Raw genomic sequence first — 19,167 nt, 5'->3', positions numbered from 1 at the left:
CCCGCAGGAGCCTTTTATGCATGCATCAACTTAGTTGATGATATTCAGCGTCACGTCGATGTTGCCGCGCGTCGCGTTTGAGTACGGGCAAACAATGTGTGCCGCATCAACCAGCTTCTGCGCTTCCGCCGCGTCCATCTCTGGCAGATGGATATTCAGTTTTGCTTCAATGCCAAAACCGGTTGGGATAGGACCAATCCCCACTTCGCCCTCAATCCACGCGTCTTTTGGCATGGCGATTTTGTCGCGGCCGGCGACAAATTTCATCGCGCCGAGGAAGCAGGCAGAGTAGCCGGCAGCAAACAGCTGCTCCGGGTTCGTCACCTCGCCGCCCGCGCCGCCCATCTCTTTTGGCACGCCCAGCTTCACGTCCAGCACGTTATCAGACGAGGTGGCGCGGCCATCGCGGCCACCGGTTGCTTTGGCTTTGGCGGTGTAAATCACTTTTTCTAAAGACATCATAACCTCACTATTCGCTATACAATCGCGTGCTATTTATAAGGCACAAGGGAAAACTTCACTCTCAGGATGCCGCCGCAGCGACATCCCTGATGCTCAGGTGGCGCGATTCAGGTTGCCGCGCAGATCGTCCAGCTGCTGTTTCAGCGCCGCCATAGTGTCGGTATCGCAGGCGGTCGCACACTGTACCGCTTCCGGAATGCTGGCGGCTTTTTCCTGCAGCGCGCGTCCCTGGTCGGTCAGCGTGACCACGACCTGGCGCTCATCCTGACGCGAACGCTGGCGGCGCAGCAGACCAGCGCTCTCCAGTCGTTTCAGCAGTGGCGTCAGGGTGGCCGAATCGAGAAACAGCTTTTCGCCAATCTCCGATACCGTCAGATCATCCTGATGCCACAGCACCAGCATCACCAGATATTGCGGATAGGTGATCTCCAGCGCCGCCAGCAGTTGGCGATAGACTTTATGCATCGCCAGGTTCGCCGAATAGAGCGCGAAACACAGATGCTGATCAAGCTGGAGTGGCGCAGGCTTCACTTTTTTGTCATCTTGATTACTGTTCATGCGACTCAATATAGATAGCGCGCTAGATAATTGCAAGCAACTTTTTCCTGGAGTGTGAAGATGCGTGATTCACTGGAAGAGCAGGCGCGCCGTTATGCCACGCAGGCACATGCCGATGCGGGCCAGCGTCGCAAATACACCGACGAACCCTATATTGTGCATCCGGCTGCCGTCGCGGAGCTGGTGCGCAGCGTAAGCGATGACGAAGCGATGATCGCTGCCGCCTGGCTGCACGACACGGTGGAGGACACCGCCAGTACCTTACAGGATATTGAAGAACACTTCGGGACGCGTGTTGCACACCTGGTGGACATGCTTACCGACAGCGCCCAGCCGCAGGCGAAAAATCGTACCGCCCGTAAGCTGGCACACTTTCGCCATACTGCCGAAGCCTCGCCCGAGGCGCAAACCATCAAGCTGGCCGATATCATCGATAACACCCGTGCCATCGTGCAGTTCGATCCCAATTTTGCCCGGGTTTACCTGGTCGAGAAACAGATTCAGATTCAGCTGTTACAGCAGGGCGATCGGCGTTTGTGGCAGCAGGCGAATCACATCATTGAACAGGGCATCGCGCAGCTGGCAAAACCGCCGTACAGCGTGCCGGAAAGCTGGTTTGTCAAACAGGCGGCGAAATACGGTGGCTTAAGCTGAAAAAAACCCGCCGTGCAGGCGGGTCACAGAGAACCGATAGTCGGCGTTATTCCAGCAGCTGTCGGCCCAGATACGGATTGGCCTGCAGCAGTTTCATCAGTTTGCGAGCCGTGGCGGATGGGCGCGTACGTTGCGCTTCCCAGCTTTTTACTGACGAGACGCTCACCCCCATCACGCGGGCGAATTCATCCACCTGCATGCCGGTCATCTCGCGTAAACGCTGCGGTTCGGGAACGGAAACGGTATTGAGTGCAATTTCTGATACGGGAGTCTGTGCATCACGTGTCAAAACAATTTGCTCAAGACTGCTGAGTAATTCGACCATTGGATCTTTTATTTCCATAGAGAACTCCTTAAAACTCACTATGAAGCACGTGAAAGTAGAGAGGTAAGCGCCACCAGGCGCTGAAACCGGCCTTATCAGGCTGTATCCCGAAACAGTTTTCCCTTATCAGGGCGAAAATAGTGTTTTAATGAAACCGTTACGGGACACAGCCTGTTGCACACTGCGAAAAGATGTCAGAGCAATGCAACATTGAACCGGGTCTCTAAGTATGGGTCAGATCCCCGGCTTTGCTGCCTGTTTCCTGATTATTTTTTCTTCTTTCTTATACTGCAAACGGATCGATCACCATAAGTAACTGACCCGCCTGCACTTGCTGCCCGGCCTGGCGTTGCAGACTGTGGATTTTGCCACTGACCGGCGCCACGATCGGGATTTCCATCTTCATGGATTCGAGAATGCCTACCGTGGCACCCGCGGTTACGTCACTGCCTTCCTCCACCAGCCATTGCCACACGCTGCCCGCCACCTGGCTCTCGACGCTGTGGCAGCCCGCCGGCACCACCACTTCCTCGCTGCTCTGCGCCTGCAGCTGGCTGTCGAAGGTGAACTGACCATCGGCGCGCCAGCGCGCCAGCTCGGCGTCAAACGCCTGCTGACGCTGCTGCTGGAATGCGTCGATCTCCGTCGCCTGGGCAGTCAGCAGTGCCTGATAGTCGGCGAGGCGAAATTCCCCGGCTTCCACGCGCAGCGGATAATCGCCCCACGGGAAACGTTCGCGGATTTGCAGCAGTTCGTCGGCACTGACCGGATAAAAACGGATTTGGTCGAAGAAACGCAGCAGCCACGGCTGGGTAAAGGCGCTGGTGCGGCGATCGCGATTCCACATCTGCAGCGTGCGTCCGACGAACTGATAGCCGCCCGGCCCTTCCATGCCATAAACACACAGATACGCGCCGCCGATGCCCACCGAGTTTTCCGCTGTCCAGGTGCGCGCCGGATTGTATTTGGTGGTCACCAGGCGGTGACGCGGATCGAGTGGCGTCGCCACCGGTGCGCCGAGATAGACATCGCCCAGCCCCATCACCAGATACGAGGCGCTGAACACAATCTGTTTCACCGCTTCCACGCTATCGAGCCCGTTGATGCGCCGGATAAACTCAATGTTGCTCGGGCACCAGGGCGCATTCGGACGCACCGACTGGCTATAGCGTGTTACGGCTTCACGGCAGGCGGCATCATCCCAGCTGAGCGGCAGCCACACAGTGCGCGATGGCACAGCCGCGTCGGCGAGGTCGCCCAGCAGATTATCAGCGTGCAAAATTTGCGCCAACAGCTCACTTCTTGCGCACTGCTGCGCATCATAATGCACCTGTAACGAGCGGATGCCGGGCGTCAGCTCCAGCTGACCCGCCAGCGGATGCGCCTCCAGCCACTGCATCAGGGCGTGAACGCGGAAACGCAGCGCAATGTCCAGCGTCAGCGCGCCATACTCCACCAGCAGAAAACGGTCACCCGCGGCGCGCACGCACAGTGCAGGCCGCCCGGCGGTTGCTGCATGCTGGTGCAAGATCGGATCGATCAGCGGCAGTGCTGGCGCCACGCGCACCGCTTCCGCTTGCAGATGCGCGATCTCGTGACGCTGCGCCTGCGCCAGACGATCGGCATCAGCAAGGGCGATCGGCACAAAGCGCAGCCGATCGCCCGCTTTCAGCTGACCCAGCTTCCACAGATCGGCGTCGATCACCGTCGCCGGACAGACAAAGCCGCCCAGCGAAGGGCCGTCCGGACCAAGGATCACCGGCATATCACCGGTAAAATCCACCGTGCCAAAGGCATAGGCGTTGTCGTGAATATTGGACGGATGCATGCCCGCCTCGCCGCCATCGCTGCGCGCCCAGTCTGGTTTCGGGCCGATCAGCCGAATCCCGGTGCGGCTGGAGTTGTAGTGCACCTGCCACTCGGCAGCGAAAAATTCCTCGATATCGTCATCGGTAAAAAAGGCGGGTGCGCCGTGCGGACCATAAATAACGCGCAGCTGCCATTCACCGTTAAGCGGCGGCAGCAGCGTCTCAGGCAGGCGCGCCGCCGCAGCCTGACGCGGCGCGGCCAGCTGCAGCACGTCGCCGGCGCGCAGCGCCCGCCCGGCGTGACCGCCAAACTTACCCAGCGTAAAAGTACTGCGGCTGCCCAGATAGCGCGGCGTATCCAGCCCGCCCGCCAGCAGCAGATAGCTGCGGCAGCCGTCGCGCACGTCGCCCAGCGTCAGGATTTGCCCGGCCTGCGCATGCAGCACCTGATGCATCGCCAGCGGCTGGCTGTCGAGGGTGGCTGCCAGCGGCGCGCCGCTCAGCACAAAGCTGCACGCCTGATTAAAGCGCAGCGTCGGACCGCGCAGCGTGATTTCCAGCCCGGCCGCCTGGGCCTCATTACCCAGCAGGCGATTGCCGAGCTGGAAGGCGCGGCTGTCGAACGGCCCGGAAGGCGGTACGCCGACGTGCCAGTAGCCGACGCGGCCCGGCGCATCCTGCACCGTGGTGAGGGTACCGCCGCTGAGGATATCCAGCGTCGGCGGCTGCCACGCCACGCTGCCGAGCGTGGCGGTAATGATGCGCCCCTGTTGCACGTCCGGCAGCGTACAGAGCTGACGCAGCCAGCGCAGGTTGGTCTCGATGCCATACAGCTCACTCTGCGCCAGCGCCGCGATCATGCCGTCGAGCGCGCGCTGGCGATCGGCCGCGTGCACGAGGATCTTCGCCAGCATCGGATCGTAAAACGGTGAAACCTCCATGCCGCTCTCTACGCTGCTGTCGATGCGCAGCGTGGCGTGATCGAGCGCCGTCGGGAACTGCACGTGGCTGAGCAGTCCGGCGCTCGGCTGAAACTGCTTCGCCGGATCCTCAGCGTACAGCCGCACCTGAATAGCATGGCCCTGCGCCACCGGTTGCAGCGTCGCCAGCGGCGGCAGGCGCTGCTGCGCCAGTTCGACCATCCAGCGCACCAGATCCACGCCGTACACCAGTTCAGTGACGCCATGCTCGACCTGCAGGCGGGTATTCACCTCCAGGAACCAGAATTGCTGGCTGACCTCATCGTAGACATACTCCACCGTGCCGGCGCTGCGATAGTTAACCGCGCGCGCCAGCCGTACGGCGGTGGCCTGCAACTGCGCGCGCACCGCATCGCTGAGCCGCGGCGCGGGTGTTTCCTCCAGCACCTTCTGATTACGGCGCTGCGCCGAGCAGTCGCGTTCGCCCAGCGCAATCACGTCGCCCTGGCCATCGCCAAAAATCTGTACTTCGATATGCCGCGCCCGGGCGATAAATTTCTCTAAGAAGACGCCATCGTCGGCGAAGTTGTTACCTGCCAGCCGCTTCACGCGGGTAAAGGCTTCCTCCAGCTCGTCCGCGCTGTTGCAGCGCTGCATCCCAATGCCGCCCCCGCCGGCGGTGCTTTTCAGCATCACCGGATAGCCAATCTGTTGCGCGGCGGCCTGTGCCTGCTGCAGGGAGGTCAGCAGGCCGCTGCCCGGCAGCAGTGGCACCGCGTTCTGCTCAGCCAGTTCGCGCGCGCGATGTTTCAGGCCAAACGCCCGCATCTGCGCCGCATCCGGCCCGAGAAAATGCAGGCCCGCCGCTTCGCAGCGCGTGACGAACTCCGGTTTTTCACTGAGAAAGCCATAGCCCGGATGCAGCGCCTGTGCGCCGCTCTGCGCGGCAATCGCCAGCAGTTTGTCCTGGTTGAGATAGGTGTCGCGCACCTGGCCCTCGCCCAGCGACCAGGCTTCATCGGCCAGCCGCACGTGGCGCGCATGGCGGTCGGCTTCGGCATAGACGGCAATCGCCCGGATATTCATGGCCTGCAGGGTACGGATGATACGCACGGCAATCGCGCCACGGTTGGCAATCAATACGCGATCAATCATGACTGAATACTCTTATTGCGGCAGGTCGTCCTGCACCAGCTGTGACGGCGTAAAACGGGTCGTCCCGTTGCGTCAGAGAATCACCACACGCTGACGGCAATCGGCGTCGGGTTGTAACCGTTACAGGGATTGTTGAGCTGCGGACAGTTGGAGATCAGCACCAGAATGTTCATCTGCGCCACCATCTCAACATACTTACCCGGCGCGGAGATGCCATCGGCAAACGTCAGGCCGCCGTCGTGGGTCACCGGCACATTCATAAAGAAGTTAATGTTGTGCGTGATATCGCGGCGCGTCAGGCCAGACTCCGGATGCGCGGCGACCGCCAGCATCCAGCTGTCGCGGCAGGAGTGCATGTGACGCTTTTCGAGGTCATAACGCACCGTATTACTCTCGCACGAGCAGGCGCCGCCGAGCGTATCGTGACGGCCACAGGTATCGGCGGTGATGGTCAGCATCGGCCGATCAAGATTAGAACGCAGCACGCTGCCGGCCGTGAGAAACACGTTGTGCTGGCCGCGCAGCGTCTCGCTCATGCTGTAGCGCTCGGCGGTATCGTCGGCGTTGAAAAACAGCGTATCCGCCGCCTGATTGCCTTCCAGATCGGTAATGCGCAGCGTTTCTCCGGCGGCAATGCGCTGCAGCCAGTAATCACCGGCGTCGATCTGCTGCTGCAGACGCGCCTGCGCCGGGTTTCGTTCACTCTCTTTGATCATCACACTTCTCCCTGCAGTTGATAGAGGGCGTTATTGCGCAGGCCGCGCTGGTTTTCCGCGCGCTGCAGACAGATTTCCGGCAGCGGCGCGCGCTGCGCATCCAGCGTCAGCTGCAGCGGCTGACGCGGATAATCGCTTGCCGGGCTGAGCGGGTGCGGACAGGTGTGCAGCAGCACCAGCGTGTCCATGGCGAAACGCAGCCGAACCTGCGCGCCGGCTTCGCCCTGCCGCTCCAGCGTTAAGCGCCCGCTGTCATCGGCGCGTACCTGCGCAAACAGATTGAGGCAGGCCGCCATGTCGCGCTGGCCAAGGCCATATTTCGCCAGCTCGACGAGGAAGCTGTCATAGCCGTTTTGATGGCGCAGGTTGCGCGCCTGCTGATAGTCGCTGACTCCATAGCGCGCGGCCGTTTGTGCCGCGTTCAGCGTGCCGCACACGCTCTCGTGCCAGCCGAAACTATCGTGTTCAATGCCGCAGAAAATGCGCCCCATGTCCGAGTAGAGACAGTGGCCGGCGGTGAGCCGGAAAGTGTGCTGGCACTTGAGCGTATCCGGCGCGTTATAGCGCTCCAGCAGGTTTTCCGGGTTATAAAACAGCAGGCTGGCGCTGGCGCCGCCCTCCACATCGGTCAGCGTCAGCGCGCTGCCGCTGCGCATGACAAAAGACCAGTGCGCCCCGGCGGGCAGCAGGGTTTGGTATGGCTGCATCGTGCTCTCCTTTAAGCCACCTGCGTTGCGGACAGCACTTCAGCGGCGGGCTGAGTGCGATCCAGCGGCAGGTCGTAAGTGATAGTGGCGCCCCAGGCTTGCGGCGCGTGCGGATCGTGGCGCACTTTGTCGAACACCAGCAGGCGTGACGCGAGGCTGAAGCCCTCTTTCAGATCGTGGGTGATCATGAAAATGGTCAGCTGATGCTGCTGCCACAGCTGGGTGATCAGCTGATGCATCTCGCTGCGAATACCGGGATCGAGCGCGCCAAAAGGTTCATCCAGCAGCAGAATGCGCGGCTGTTTCATCAGCGCCTGCGCCAGGGCCAGACGCTGCTGCATGCCGCCCGACAGCTGATGCGGATATTTGCTCTGCGCCTGTTCCAGTCCGACCTGCGCCAGCATTGCCTGCGCGCGCTGGCGAATCGCCTGACGTTTGCGTCCCCAGACGCGTCCCAGCCAGCGTGCGCTGCTGAACTCGTCAGCCAGCATCACGTTGCCGAGCACCGTCAGATGCGGAAACACCGAGTAGCGCTGAAACACCACGCCGCGATGGGCATCCGGCTCGTCGGGAATCGGTGCGCCATCCAGCAGCAGCTCGCCTTTGGTCGGCGCTTCGGTGCCGAGCAGCATATTCAGAAACGTGGTTTTGCCGCAGCCGGAGGCGCCGACAATCGCCACGAACTCGCCGCGCTCGACCTCTATATTCAGCCGCTCCAGCACCACCTGATCGCCGTAGTGTTTTTCCAGATTTTTCAGTTGCAGTAAGGGCATCGCGCGCTCCTTATTTGGCGTGATACCACGGCCAGCAGCGTCGGCTGACGAGCCGCAGCAGCAGGTCGAGGGCAAAGGCCAGCAGGGTGATCCACGCCACGTACGGCAGAATCACATCCATGGCCAGATAGCGGCGCATCAGGAAGATGCGGTAACCGAGGCCTTCCGTGGCCGCAATCGCTTCGGCAGCAATCAGGAACAGCCACGCCGAACAGAGCGACAGCCGCACCGCATCGCACAGACGCGGCATCAGCTGCGGCAGAATCACCCGCCATAGAATCTGAGCGCTATGCGCACCCAGCGTCTGCGCTTTGACCAGCTGCTCCTGCGGGATTTTCTGCACCTGCAGCTGCAGATCGCGGGCGATCAGCGGCGTGATGCCGATAACGATCAGCACCACTTTGGAGACTTCGCCAAGGCCAAAGCAGATAAACAAAATGGGCAGAATCGCCAGCGGCGGCACCAGCGCAAACAGCGTCACCAGCGGCGCCAGCACCGCGCGCACCACCGGTAGCGCGCCGGTGAACAGGCCAATTGCCAGTGCCAGCAGCGCGCTGATAGCGACACCACTCAGCAAACGCAGCAGGCTGGCGGCGGTATCGCTCCACAGCAGATACTCGCCGGTGCGCGGGCTGGGCTGAAACGCCATCCGGCTGATGGCCTCGCCCATGGCGTTGAATCCCGGCAGCAGCTTGTCTGCCGCGTTCAGGCTGAGACGCGCATCCGACGCGAACAGATAGACCAGCAGCACCGCCAGCAGCGGCAGAATGCCAAGCAGCAGGCGGCCGAGCGGCAGCGGTTGGTAGTTAATCAATTTACGCATCGGCAGCGCCTCGCTTACAGCTGACCGGCGGCGGCCAGTTTGGTGAAGGTGTCGGTAAAGCGCAGTTTGATGTTGCCGGCATCGCCCCAGTTACCGGCCGGGGTAGCGACCCCTACCGCATCGGCCCCCGGCGCGCCTTCACCCAGCAGGCCGTGTTTAAAGGAGAATTCAGCCACCAGCTGCATGGTGGCTTTCAGCTGCGGGCTGTCGACAAAATCCAGCGTGGTTTTGGCATCGCTGAACAGGTGTGTCGCGGCAAGCTGCTGATCAAAACCGGCCAGATCGGTACCGGATGCCTGCGCCATCTGCGTGCGCGCCGCTTTGGCACTGTCGCTCTGCCCGGCCATGCTGTGCAGCGTCTCGTACCAGGCACCGGTAAGCGCTTTGCCGAGCTGAGGATATTTGTTGAGCGTGGCGGTGTTAACTACCAGCAGGTCGAGGATTTCGCCCGGGATCTGCGCCGAGGAGAACACCAGATGGCTGTCCGGCTGCTTCTCTGCTTCCGCCAGCAGCGGATTCCACGTGACGATGGCGTTAACGTCAGCAGTGCCAAACGCCGCCACCAGATCGGCATCGGCGGTGTTAACCACCCTGACATCTTTCTCGCTCATGCCGGATTTCTCCAGCGCGCGCGCCAGCAGATAGTGTGAGACCGACAGTTCGACGAGGTTGATGGGTTTGCCTTTCAGCGCGCTGACGCTGTCCGCGCCTTTAAGCAGAATGCCGTCGTTACCGTTGGAGTAGTCGCCGACAATCAGCGCGGTGCTGTCGACGCCGCCGGTCGCCGGAATGGTCAGCGCATCCATATTGGTCATGGTGCAGCCGTCAAATCCACCTGCGGTGTACTGATTGACCGACTCGATATAGTCATTAACCTGCACAAACTGAATATCGATGCCGTACTTATCGGCCCACTTTTTCACGATGCCGCTTTGCTGGGCGTAATCCCACGGCATCCAGCCAGCGTAGATGGACCAGCAAAGCTTAAAGGAAGGTTTAGCGGCGGCCAGCGACGGAACGCTGAACAGGGCGACGCTGCAAATCAGCAGCAGGCGCAGACAGGCTTTAATCATGATGATTCCTCTGGCGTTAACGGACGAAAATCAGGCAGGAGGCGGCGAGCAACGTTCTCGCTTTCCTCCCGGGCTTTTTTCCCGCCGTGTAACCGTCAGAGGACGGTCGGTCACTCTCGGACCAGCATCTCGCGATCGGAACCCTAGTGACCCATTGCAAATTGTGTGGCGACGTCGGTTGCCCGCGATCGCTCCTGCATCTGCCAGAAAGCAGGCAATATCAATGCCAGGTTGCTATCAGCCTGAATTACATGCGTTATTGCACAGCGCTGCGCTCGCAGGCAGGCTGCGCTGCACAGTTGTGCAGCAGGCACGCACCAGCGTGAAGCACTGCAGACCAGCCGTTGTACAGCCGGGGCCATTGCACTATTCTTTAGGACCTTTCCCAGCGAATCGAATTTAGCCATCGTCACAACAGGAGTTGAATTATGGCGTCAGGAATTTCCCGCATCTGGATGCGTAGCGGCATGCTGCTGACCGGCGTGCTACTTGTGCTGCAGCTTACCGCCTGCGGCGATAAAGAGGGCGATCAGCGCAAAGCCTTTACTGATTTTCTGCAAAACACCGTGATGCGCAGCGGTGAACATCTGCCCAGCCTGAGCGAAAACCAGAAGCAAACCTTCGGTAATTACGCCAGTGATTACGCCATCCTGTATGGCTTCTCGCAGCAGGTGAATCAGGCGGTGGATCAGGGCATGCGCCCGGTGGTTGATGAGCTGGCGGCTATTCGCGTGCCGCAGGATTACCTGACACGCCGCGACAGCCTGCGCCAGGCGAGCGGCAATCTGAGCGTGCTGACGCAGCAGATTCAGAGCGCCAAAATGCAGGCCGACAGCAGCAAAGCCACGCTGAAGCAGCCGGACGATCTGAAGAAAGTGTACGACAGCGTGTACGCCAAAGTGGTGACGCAGCCAGCCAGCACGCTGATTCCGCTGCTGCCGCAGCTGCAGGCGCTGAGCCAGTCGGCAGTTCAGGCCGGCGATTATCTGCAGTCGCAGGGCGCGCGCGTCAGTTTCAATGACGGCGGCGTTCAGTTCCCGACCCAGGAGCAGGCCACGCAGTACAACACGCTGATGAGCAATCTCGCCAGCAACACGCAGGCGCTGACCCAGGCACAAAATGCCGTACAGGGCGGTTTGCAGTAAGCCGTTCAGCGGGCAGTTCTCCCCTGCCCGCTTTTTCAGATTTTCGTCACTTCCTTACATCGGCTTTTTCTGTCAGCACAGAGTGTGATCTGGCGCATTTTCAACCAAAAATAGTTTGTGATCTCAATCACATTTGTGAAACAAACCGGCCCAGGTGAAAGGTGATTTTTGTCACATTTCTACCGCTGTTGCGCGCATTTTTTCGCCAGCGTTGCTTTCTTACAGAGTATTTTTGTGATCAAAGTCACCTTTAATCCCCCTGCCCACCCCAACTTAACGTGATATGCATCACACTTTTTCCTGACGCTACGCAGTGTAATCAACTAGTGCTAGAGTCCGCGTGCATACAGTAATGCCACGGCCCCCGCCGTAACGTCTTAACAAAAACAAACGCGCTCTCTTATTGCAGCGCGTCTCAATAAGGGGTGGGTTTATGTCCTCATCAGTCAAGGTCAAGGTTCAGAGCTTTGGTCGCTTTCTGAGTAATATGGTGATGCCAAACATCGGTGCGTTTATCGCCTGGGGTATCATCACAGCACTGTTCATTCCAACCGGATGGATTCCTAACGAAACGCTGGCCAAACTGGTCGGCCCGATGATTACCTACCTGCTGCCGTTGCTCATCGGCTTCACCGGTGGTCGTCTGGTGGGTGGCGATCGCGGCGGCGTGGTCGGTGCCATCACCACCATGGGCGTGATCGTCGGTGCCGATATGCCGATGTTCCTTGGCTCGATGATTGCCGGTCCGCTGGGCGGCTGGGCGATTAAGTCGTTTGACCGCGCGGTTGACGGCAAAATCAAAAGCGGCTTCGAGATGCTGGTCAACAACTTCTCGGCCGGTATTATCGGTATGCTGCTGGCGCTGCTGGCCTTCCTCGCTATCGGTCCGCTGGTAGAAGGTCTGTCACACATTCTCGCCGCCGGCGTAAACCTGATGGTGCAGAACAACCTGCTGCCGCTGACCTCAATCTTTGTTGAACCGGCGAAAATCCTGTTCCTCAATAATGCCATCAACCACGGTATCTTCTCGCCGCTGGGTATCCAGCAGGCCAGCGAAGCGGGCAAATCGATCTTCTTCCTGATTGAAGCGAACCCGGGTCCGGGTATGGGCGTGCTGGTTGCTTATATGATCTTCGGCCGCGGCAGCGCCAAGCAGTCTGCGGGCGGCGCAGCGATCATCCACTTCCTTGGCGGTATCCACGAAATCTACTTCCCGTACGTGCTGATGGCGCCGCGCCTGCTGCTGGCAGTAATCCTCGGCGGTATGACCGGCGTGTTCACCCTGACGCTGCTGAACGGCGGTCTGGTATCACCGGCCTCACCAGGTTCGATTCTGGCCGTACTGGCGATGACGCCAAAAGGCGCTTACTTCGCTAACATCGCGGCTATCGTTGCGGCTTTCGCCGTCTCCTTCGTGGTCTCCTCGATTCTGCTGAAAACCAGCAAAGTAAAAGAAGAAGACGACATCGAAGCGGCGACCCAGCGCATGAAAGACATGAAAGCGCAGTCAAAAGGCCAGGCCGTTGCCGGTTCACCGGTGGTAGCCGATGCCAGCAGCGTTGACGTCAGCCACGTGCGCAAAATCATCGTCGCCTGTGATGCCGGTATGGGCTCCAGCGCGATGGGTGCAGGCGTGCTGCGCAAGAAGGTGCAGGATGCGGGCCTGAGCAATATCTCTGTGACCAACAGCGCGATTAACTCGCTGCCGGGCGATGTCGATCTGGTGATTACTCACCGCGATCTGACCGAACGTGCGATGCGTCAGGCGCCACAGGCGCAGCACATCTCGCTGAACAACTTCCTCGACAGCGCGCTGTACACCAACCTGACTGAGCGTCTGGTGGCGGCGAACCGCAGCGAAGCCCACCGTGAAACGGTACAGACCGCGCTGGCAGACAGCTATGACGACGGCAGCGCGCACCTGTTCAAACTGGGCGCTGACAACGTGTTCCTCGGCCTGAGCGCCAGCAATAAAGAGCAGGCGATTCGCTTCGCCGGCGAGCAGCTGGTGAAAGGTGGCTACGTGCAGCCGGAATACGTTGAAGCGATGCTGGCGCGCGAGCAGCTGACGCCAACCTACCTCGGTGAATCCATCGCTGTGCCGCACGGCACCGTCGAAGCCAAAGACCGCGTGCTGAAAACCGGCGTGGTATTCTGCCAGTATCCGGCCGGCGTGCAGTTTGGCGATGAGCCGGACGAAGTCGCGCGACTGGTGATTGGTATTGCCGCACGCAATAACGAACACATTCAGGTGATCACCAGCCTGACCAATGCGCTCGACGACGACAGCGTAATCGAGAAGCTGGCGAACACCACCAGCGTGCAGGATGTGCTGGATCTGCTGTCTGGCAGCACTGCCAACGCGTAATTCGCGGTTTTAACTTCCCTGGGGCGGGCAAGCCCGTCCCCACTTTCCGGGGCGGACATGCCCGCCCCTTCGTCATTTGATATGGGTCAAATTTATGAAAGCGTTACATTTTGGAGCAGGTAACATCGGCCGTGGATTTATTGGTAAGCTGCTGGCGGATGCCGGTATCGAACTGGTGTTTGCTGATGTGAATCAGGTGGTGCTTGATGCCCTTAACGCCCGTCATGAGTATCCGGTTCACGTGGTGGGCGAGCAGGCGCAGGTCGAAATCGTTACCGGCGTCAGCGCGGTGAACAGCACCAGCGACGACATCGTCACGCTGATCGCTGAGGTTGATATCGTTACCACGGCGGTTGGTCCGCAGATCCTTGAGCGCATCGCGGGCAGCGTGGCGCAGGGTCTGGCCAAACGCAGTGACAACGGTAATGTCCGTCCGCTGAATATCATCGCCTGTGAAAACATGGTGCGCGGCACCAGCCAGCTGAAGCAGCACGTACTGAAGGCGCTGCCGCAGCAGTATCATGCGTGGGTTGAAGAGCATGTTGGCTTTGTCGATTCGGCAGTTGACCGCATCGTGCCGCCATCTGAAGCCGGCAGCACCGATCCGCTGGAAGTTACCGTAGAAACCTTCAGCGAGTGGATTGTCGACAAAACCCAGTTTAAAGGCGCGCTGCCGGACATTCCTGGCATGGAGCTGACCGATAACCTGATGGCGTTCGTCGAGCGCAAGCTGTTTACCCTCAACACCGGTCACGCCATTACCGCTTATCTCGGCCAGCTCGCCGGTCACGCCACCATTCGCGAAGCCATTCTCGACCAGAAAGTACGTGCCGTGGTGCAGGGCGCGATGCAGGAGAGCGGCGCGGTGCTGATCAAGCGTTATGGTTTCGATGCGGAGAAACATGCCGCGTATATCCAGAAAATCCTGACGCGTTTCGAAAACCCGTACCTGAAAGATGACGTCGAGCGCGTCGGCCGTCAGCCGCTGCGCAAGCTGAGTGCCGGCGATCGCCTGATCAAGCCGACGCTGGGCACGCTGGAGTATCAGCTGCCGCACGCCAGCCTGGTGCAGGGTATTGCTGCCGCGATGCACTATCGCAGCGAAGCCGATCCGCAGGCGCAGGAGCTGGCGTCACTGATCGCGCAGAAAGGCCCACAGGCGGCGCTGGCGGAGATTTCTGGCCTCGATGCCAATAGCGAAGTGGTGAGCTCAGTGGTGAGCGCTTACCACGCTATGGCATAATGCGCGCCCTTTAGTGGTCAATTCGGGCACGGCAGCCGCGTGCCCGTCGACGGTAGCTGAATGATGCAGGCAATAATGGAAGAGAAGCAGGCTTTTGAAAACCGGGTGCTTGAGCGGCTGAACGCCGGTCGTTCGGTGAGAAGCTTCCTGATCGCCGCTGTCGAACTGCTGGCGGAAGCAGTCAATCTGCTGGTGCTGCAGGTCTTTCGCAAAGACGACTACGCGGTGAAATATGCGGTGGAACCGCTGCTGCTGGGCGACGGCCCGCTGGGCGAGCTGTCGGTACGCCTGAAGCTCATCTACGGCCTGGGGGTGATCAATCGCCACGAATACGAAGACTGCGAGCTGCTGCTGGCGCTGCGTGAGGAGCTGAATCACGACACCAGCGACTACCGCTTTACCGACGATGAAATACTCGGCCCGTTCGGCGAACTGCACTGCGTGCTGGCCTGGCCGCCGCAACCCGATTTCACCCGCGACGACGCCGCGCTGCGCGCCATGCAGCAGCAGCGCTACCTGCAGATGGTGCGCTCCACCATGGTGCTGTCGCTGACCGAGCTGATTTCCCGTATCTCGCACAAACAGGCCTTCAAGAAGCCCGCCGTGTAACGCTTCCCCTGCGGCGCTGTTGCCACGCGCCGCTGTTCTCTCCGCCGCAGACAAATTATTACGCAGGATATTGATGCAGCGCTTTTTTTGGCGGTTGATGATTTTGCCAACAATCGTCAGATAGCGATATACTTACCGCTCCTGTGGCAAACAGACGACATCCCTATGAAATACGATACATCTGAACTCTGCGACATCTACCATGAAGAAGTGAACGTTGTTGAACCGCTTTTTTCGAACTTTGGTGGGCGCACCTCATTCGGTGGTCAAATTACCACAGTGAAATGTTTCGAAGACAACGGCCTGCTGTATGACCTGCTCGAAGAGAACGGTCGCGGTCGCGTGCTGCTGGTCGATGGCGGCGGCTCAGTGCGGCGCGCGCTGGTTGACGCACAGTTAGCAAGACTGGCGGCGCAAAACGAGTGGGAAGGCATCGTGGTGTACGGCTCGGTTCGCCAGGTCGATGAGCTGGAAGAGCTGGAGATCGGCATTCAGGCGATTGCGGCCATTCCGGCTGGCGCCGCAGGCGAAGGCATCGGCGAGAGCGACGTGCGGGTTAACTTCGGCGGCGTCACCTTCTTCTCCGGCGATCATCTCTACGCCGACAACACCGGCATGATCCTGTCTGAAGACGCACTCGATATCGAGTAAGCGACAAACAAAAACGGGTGCCGCGGCACCCGTTGGTTTAAGCGCTGAGGCTTAAACTTCTTCCATTTTTCCCAGCAGTGCACGCAGGCGCTCCTGCCATACATGCTGCTCTTCTTTCAGGTGCTGATTTTCACGCGCCAGCGCTTCGTGATTGCCGGATGCCTGGCTCATTTCGTTTTTCAGGTTATTGTTCTGCTCTTTCAGCTCTTCAATTTCCATCTGCAGCAGGGTGATGGTATCAATCGCCTGCTGTACTTTCGCTTCCAGTTTCTCGAATACTTCAAATGACATCTTTCTGACCTCTCCTAAATCGTGCAAGGCGTTGATAGACCGGGCGTGCCTTAAAATAGTGCGTCCAGCCACGATGTCCCGATTGTATGTAGCCACACCCGGCAAGTCCAGCAGCACAAGGCCTGCGAGGGAAGTCTGTAACACTTTTCAGTTTATACCTGGAAAACGCGCAACTTCGCGCATTTTGCGCGCGGTCACACGCGCAGGGTGCAGCGCAGCGGGGGTTTTTGGCCCTAAACACAGACAAAAGACGCGAAAACGCGCATTTTTATGACGCGGCACACAAAATTCGATTTCGCTATTTCTCGTTTATGCTCGTTAACGATAAATTCACATCAACCCTACATTAGAGCTGGGCGACTCAAGGATTGAGAACAAAAACTGATAAAATTTAACCTCGCTTCAGGAATTCCATTATGAGTCAGACAACGAACACACTCAAAGGTCAGTGCATCGCCGAGTTTCTCGGTACCGGTTTGATCATCTTTTTTGGTGCCGGCTGTGTGGCGGCGCTGAAGCTGGCCGGTGCCGCATTCGGCCAGTGGGAAATTTGTATCATCTGGGGTCTTGCTGTCTCCATGGCGGTTTATCTGAGCGCAGGCGTATCCGGCGCTCACCTCAATCCGGCAGTCACGGTTGCCCTGTGCCTATTCGCCAACTTCGAAGGCCGCAAAGTTTTACCTTATATTGTGTCGCAAATCGCTGGCGCGTTCTGTGCGGCGGCGCTGGTCTACGGTCTTTACTACAATCTGTTCTTTGATTACGAAGCCAGCCACCAGATGGTACGCGGCAGCGTGCAGAGCCTCGATCTGGCCGGTATCTTCTCCACCTATCCGAACCCGCACATCACCGTGGCGCAGGCGTTCCTGGTGGAAATGGTAATTACCGCCGTGCTGATGGCGGTGATCATGGCGCTGACCGACGACGGCAACGGCGTACCGCGTGGCCCGCTGGCGCCGCTGCTGATTGGTCTGCTGGTGGCGGTGATTGGCGGTTCCATGGGTCCGCTGACCGGCTTCGCCCTGAACCCGGCGCGTGACTTCGGTCCGAAGCTGTTCGCCTTCTTCGCGGGCTGGGGTAACGTGGCGTTCACCGGTGGTAAAGATATTCCTTACTTCCTGGTGCCAATTTTTGGCCCGCTGGTCGGAGCCTGCCTCGGTGCCTTCGGTTACCGTGCGCTGATTGGCCGTAACCTGCCGGGCAACCTTGCAGAAACCAGTAAAACAGAAAAACCGGTTGCGCGCGCTGAGCAGCGTAAAGCGTAAGTTTCATCGTTAATCATCAGGAAACCATAATGACTACGACTGATAAAAAATATATTGTCGCGCTCGATCAGGGCACAACCAGCTCACGTGCCGTGGTGCTCGATCATGACGCCAACATCGTCGCCGTCTCACAGCGCGAATTCACCCAGATCTACCCGAAAGCCGGCTGGGTTGAACACGATCCGATGGACATCTGGGCCTCACAGAGCTCCACGCTGGTGGAAGTGCTGGCACACGCTGATATCCGTTCTGACCAGATCGCCGCCATCGGTATCACCAACCAGCGTGAAACCGCGATTGTCTGGGACAAAGAGACCGGCAAACCAATTTACAACGCCATCGTCTGGCAGGATCCACGCACCGCCGACTACTGTAACAAGCTGAAGAAAGAGGGTCTGGAAGAGTACATCCAGCACACCACCGGCCTGGTGATTAACCCGTACTTCTCCGGCACCAAGGTGAAGTGGATTCTCGACCATGTGGAAGGCGCGCGCGAGCGGGCAAAACGCGGCGAACTGCTGTTCGGCACCGTCGACACCTGGCTGGTGTGGAAAATGACCCAGGGCCGCGTGCACATCACCGATCACACCAACGCATCGCGTACCATGATGTACAACATCCACAAGCTGGAGTGGGATGCGCGCATGCTGGAGATTCTGGATATTCCGCGTGAAATGCTGCCGGAAGTGAAAGGATCGTCCGAAATCTACGGCCAGACCAACATTGGTGGTAAGGGCGGCACGCGTATTCCTATCGCCGGTATCGCCGGTGACCAGCAGGCTGCGCTGTATGGCCAGCTGTGTGTGCAGCCTGGCATGGCGAAAAACACCTACGGCACCGGCTGCTTTATGCTGATGAACACCGGTACCGAAGCGGTTACCTCAACTCACGGTCTGCTGACCACCATCGCCTGCGGTCCACGCGGCGAGGTGAACTACGCGCTGGAAGGTGCCGTGTTCATCGGTGGTGCGTCAATTCAGTGGCTGCGCGATGAGATGAAGCTGATCAGCGATGCGGGCGACTCCGAATACTTCGCGATGAAAGTCAAAGACACCAACGGCGTGTACATGGTGCCGGCCTTTACCGGTCTCGGCGCACCGTACTGGGACCCGTATGCGCGCGGCGCAATCTTCGGTCTGACCCGTGGTGCCAACGCCAACCACATCATTCGCGCCACGCTGGAGTCCATTGCTTACCAGACGCGTGATGTGCTGGAAGCGATGCAGAACGATGCCGATACCCGCCTGCAGTCGCTGCGCGTGGATGGCGGTGCGGTGGCCAACAACTTCCTGATGCAGTTCCAGTCCGATATTCTCGGCACGCGCGTGGAGCGTCCGGAAGTGCGCGAAGTGACCGCGCTGGGTGCGGCTTACCTCGCCGGTCTGGCAGTCGGTTTCTGGAACGATCTGGAAGAAGTTCGTGCTAAAGCCGTGGTGGAACGCGAGTTCCGTCCAAGCATTGAAACCACCGAACGCAACGTACGCTATGCCGGCTGGAAAAAAGCCGTGGCGCGTGCCAAAGCGTGGGAAGAAGAAGAGTAACACTGTGCTGACCCGCGGTGCCCTGCCGCGGGTTTTTCCCGTCCCCCTGCCCCGCTGTGCTACACTGCCCGCCTGTTTTT

At 59.4% G+C, this 19,167-nt stretch carries 18 protein-coding genes and 1 riboswitch; of the genes, 8 read left to right on the top strand and 10 right to left on the bottom strand.

Annotated features, from left to right (window positions below):
* Window positions 1-30: 30 nt before the first annotated feature.
* Window positions 31-459, bottom strand: coding sequence for an organic hydroperoxide resistance protein (locus KOL70_RS13070; protein ID WP_021507024.1), 429 nt, complete (start codon window positions 457-459; stop codon window positions 31-33).
* 96 nt (window positions 460-555) lie between these two features.
* Complete coding sequence (locus KOL70_RS13065; protein ID WP_010616544.1) at window positions 556-1,020, bottom strand: MarR family winged helix-turn-helix transcriptional regulator; 465 nt, start codon at window positions 1,018-1,020, stop codon at window positions 556-558.
* Between the two features lie 60 nt (window positions 1,021-1,080).
* Here KOL70_RS13065 and KOL70_RS13060 point away from each other — a divergent pair, with 60 nt between their 5' ends.
* Window positions 1,081-1,674, top strand: coding sequence for an HD domain-containing protein (locus tag KOL70_RS13060; RefSeq protein ID WP_215480761.1), 594 nt, complete (start codon window positions 1,081-1,083; stop codon window positions 1,672-1,674).
* A gap of 46 nt (window positions 1,675-1,720) precedes the next feature.
* Here the strand turns inward: KOL70_RS13060 and KOL70_RS13055 are convergent, their stop codons facing one another.
* The 7 genes from KOL70_RS13055 to KOL70_RS13025 all read right to left on the bottom strand — a co-directional run bounded on the left by KOL70_RS13055 (window position 1,721) and on the right by KOL70_RS13025 (window position 9,974).
* Entirely contained in the window at window positions 1,721-2,017 is a 297-nt protein-coding gene (locus KOL70_RS13055; RefSeq protein ID WP_021507026.1) for an HTH-type transcriptional regulator, read from the bottom strand.
* Between the two features lie 265 nt (window positions 2,018-2,282).
* Window positions 2,283-5,882, bottom strand: a complete 3,600-nt coding sequence (gene uca, locus KOL70_RS13050) for an urea carboxylase (protein ID WP_215480760.1) — start codon at window positions 5,880-5,882, stop codon at window positions 2,283-2,285.
* An 80-nt stretch (window positions 5,883-5,962) separates the two neighbouring features.
* The gene (locus KOL70_RS13045) at window positions 5,963-6,598 is read right to left on the bottom strand and encodes an urea amidolyase associated protein UAAP2 (RefSeq protein ID WP_021507029.1); all 636 of its coding nucleotides are present in this window, start codon (window positions 6,596-6,598) and stop codon (window positions 5,963-5,965) included.
* A complete protein-coding gene (locus KOL70_RS13040) occupies window positions 6,598-7,305 on the bottom strand; it encodes an urea amidolyase associated protein UAAP1 (RefSeq protein ID WP_104094240.1) in 708 nt (235 codons plus the stop codon). Before KOL70_RS13040 ends, KOL70_RS13045 begins: the two co-directional genes overlap by 1 nt.
* Window positions 7,306-7,316: 11 nt before the next feature.
* Window positions 7,317-8,078: an ABC transporter ATP-binding protein gene (locus KOL70_RS13035; RefSeq protein WP_215480759.1), complete on the bottom strand. Its 762-nt coding sequence runs from the start codon at window positions 8,076-8,078 to the stop codon at window positions 7,317-7,319.
* A gap of 10 nt (window positions 8,079-8,088) precedes the next feature.
* Window positions 8,089-8,901, bottom strand: a complete 813-nt coding sequence (locus tag KOL70_RS13030) for an ABC transporter permease (RefSeq protein WP_058771035.1) — start codon at window positions 8,899-8,901, stop codon at window positions 8,089-8,091.
* Window positions 8,902-8,915: 14 nt separating this feature from the next.
* The gene (locus KOL70_RS13025) at window positions 8,916-9,974 is read right to left on the bottom strand and encodes a putative urea ABC transporter substrate-binding protein (RefSeq protein WP_058758070.1); all 1,059 of its coding nucleotides are present in this window, start codon (window positions 9,972-9,974) and stop codon (window positions 8,916-8,918) included.
* A 63-nt stretch (window positions 9,975-10,037) separates the two neighbouring features.
* Window positions 10,038-10,132: riboswitch (guanidine-I (ykkC/yxkD leader) on the bottom strand.
* Window positions 10,133-10,402: 270 nt separating this feature from the next.
* Between KOL70_RS13025 and KOL70_RS13020 the strand changes: the two genes are divergently transcribed.
* From KOL70_RS13020 to rraA, 5 genes are all read left to right on the top strand, one after another.
* Entirely contained in the window at window positions 10,403-11,119 is a 717-nt protein-coding gene (locus KOL70_RS13020; RefSeq protein ID WP_010616539.1) for a DUF3053 domain-containing protein, read from the top strand.
* A 433-nt stretch (window positions 11,120-11,552) separates the two neighbouring features.
* Entirely contained in the window at window positions 11,553-13,487 is a 1,935-nt protein-coding gene (locus tag KOL70_RS13015) for a PTS mannitol transporter subunit IICBA (protein ID WP_058771034.1), read from the top strand.
* A 94-nt stretch (window positions 13,488-13,581) separates the two neighbouring features.
* Window positions 13,582-14,730 carry a mannitol-1-phosphate 5-dehydrogenase gene (mtlD, locus tag KOL70_RS13010; RefSeq protein ID WP_021507035.1) on the top strand — a complete coding sequence of 383 codons (1,149 nt, stop codon included), beginning with the start codon at window positions 13,582-13,584 and terminating at the stop codon, window positions 14,728-14,730.
* 60 nt (window positions 14,731-14,790) lie between these two features.
* Entirely contained in the window at window positions 14,791-15,339 is a 549-nt protein-coding gene (mtlR, locus tag KOL70_RS13005; RefSeq protein WP_193717991.1) for a mannitol operon repressor MtlR, read from the top strand.
* A 165-nt stretch (window positions 15,340-15,504) separates the two neighbouring features.
* Entirely contained in the window at window positions 15,505-15,990 is a 486-nt protein-coding gene (gene rraA, locus KOL70_RS13000; RefSeq protein WP_021507037.1) for a ribonuclease E activity regulator RraA, read from the top strand.
* A 51-nt stretch (window positions 15,991-16,041) separates the two neighbouring features.
* Here rraA and zapB read toward each other — a convergent pair whose 3' ends face one another.
* A complete protein-coding gene (zapB, locus tag KOL70_RS12995; protein WP_021507038.1) occupies window positions 16,042-16,281 on the bottom strand; it encodes a cell division protein ZapB in 240 nt (79 codons plus the stop codon).
* A 416-nt stretch (window positions 16,282-16,697) separates the two neighbouring features.
* Here zapB and KOL70_RS12990 point away from each other — a divergent pair, with 416 nt between their 5' ends.
* Window positions 16,698-17,546, top strand: a complete 849-nt coding sequence (locus tag KOL70_RS12990; RefSeq protein ID WP_132466092.1) for an MIP/aquaporin family protein — start codon at window positions 16,698-16,700, stop codon at window positions 17,544-17,546.
* Window positions 17,547-17,575: 29 nt separating this feature from the next.
* The gene (glpK, locus tag KOL70_RS12985; RefSeq protein WP_211727024.1) at window positions 17,576-19,087 is read left to right on the top strand and encodes a glycerol kinase GlpK; all 1,512 of its coding nucleotides are present in this window, start codon (window positions 17,576-17,578) and stop codon (window positions 19,085-19,087) included.
* The last annotated feature ends 80 nt before the right edge of the window (window positions 19,088-19,167 follow it).

The sequence above is a fragment of the Pantoea sp. B270 genome (assembly GCF_018726825.1).
In the GTDB taxonomy this organism is placed as follows: Bacteria; Pseudomonadota; Gammaproteobacteria; order Enterobacterales; family Enterobacteriaceae; genus Pantoea; species Pantoea dispersa.
The sequence above is the reverse complement of the archived record's forward strand: the minus strand, read 5'-3'. Positions and strand labels throughout refer to the sequence as shown.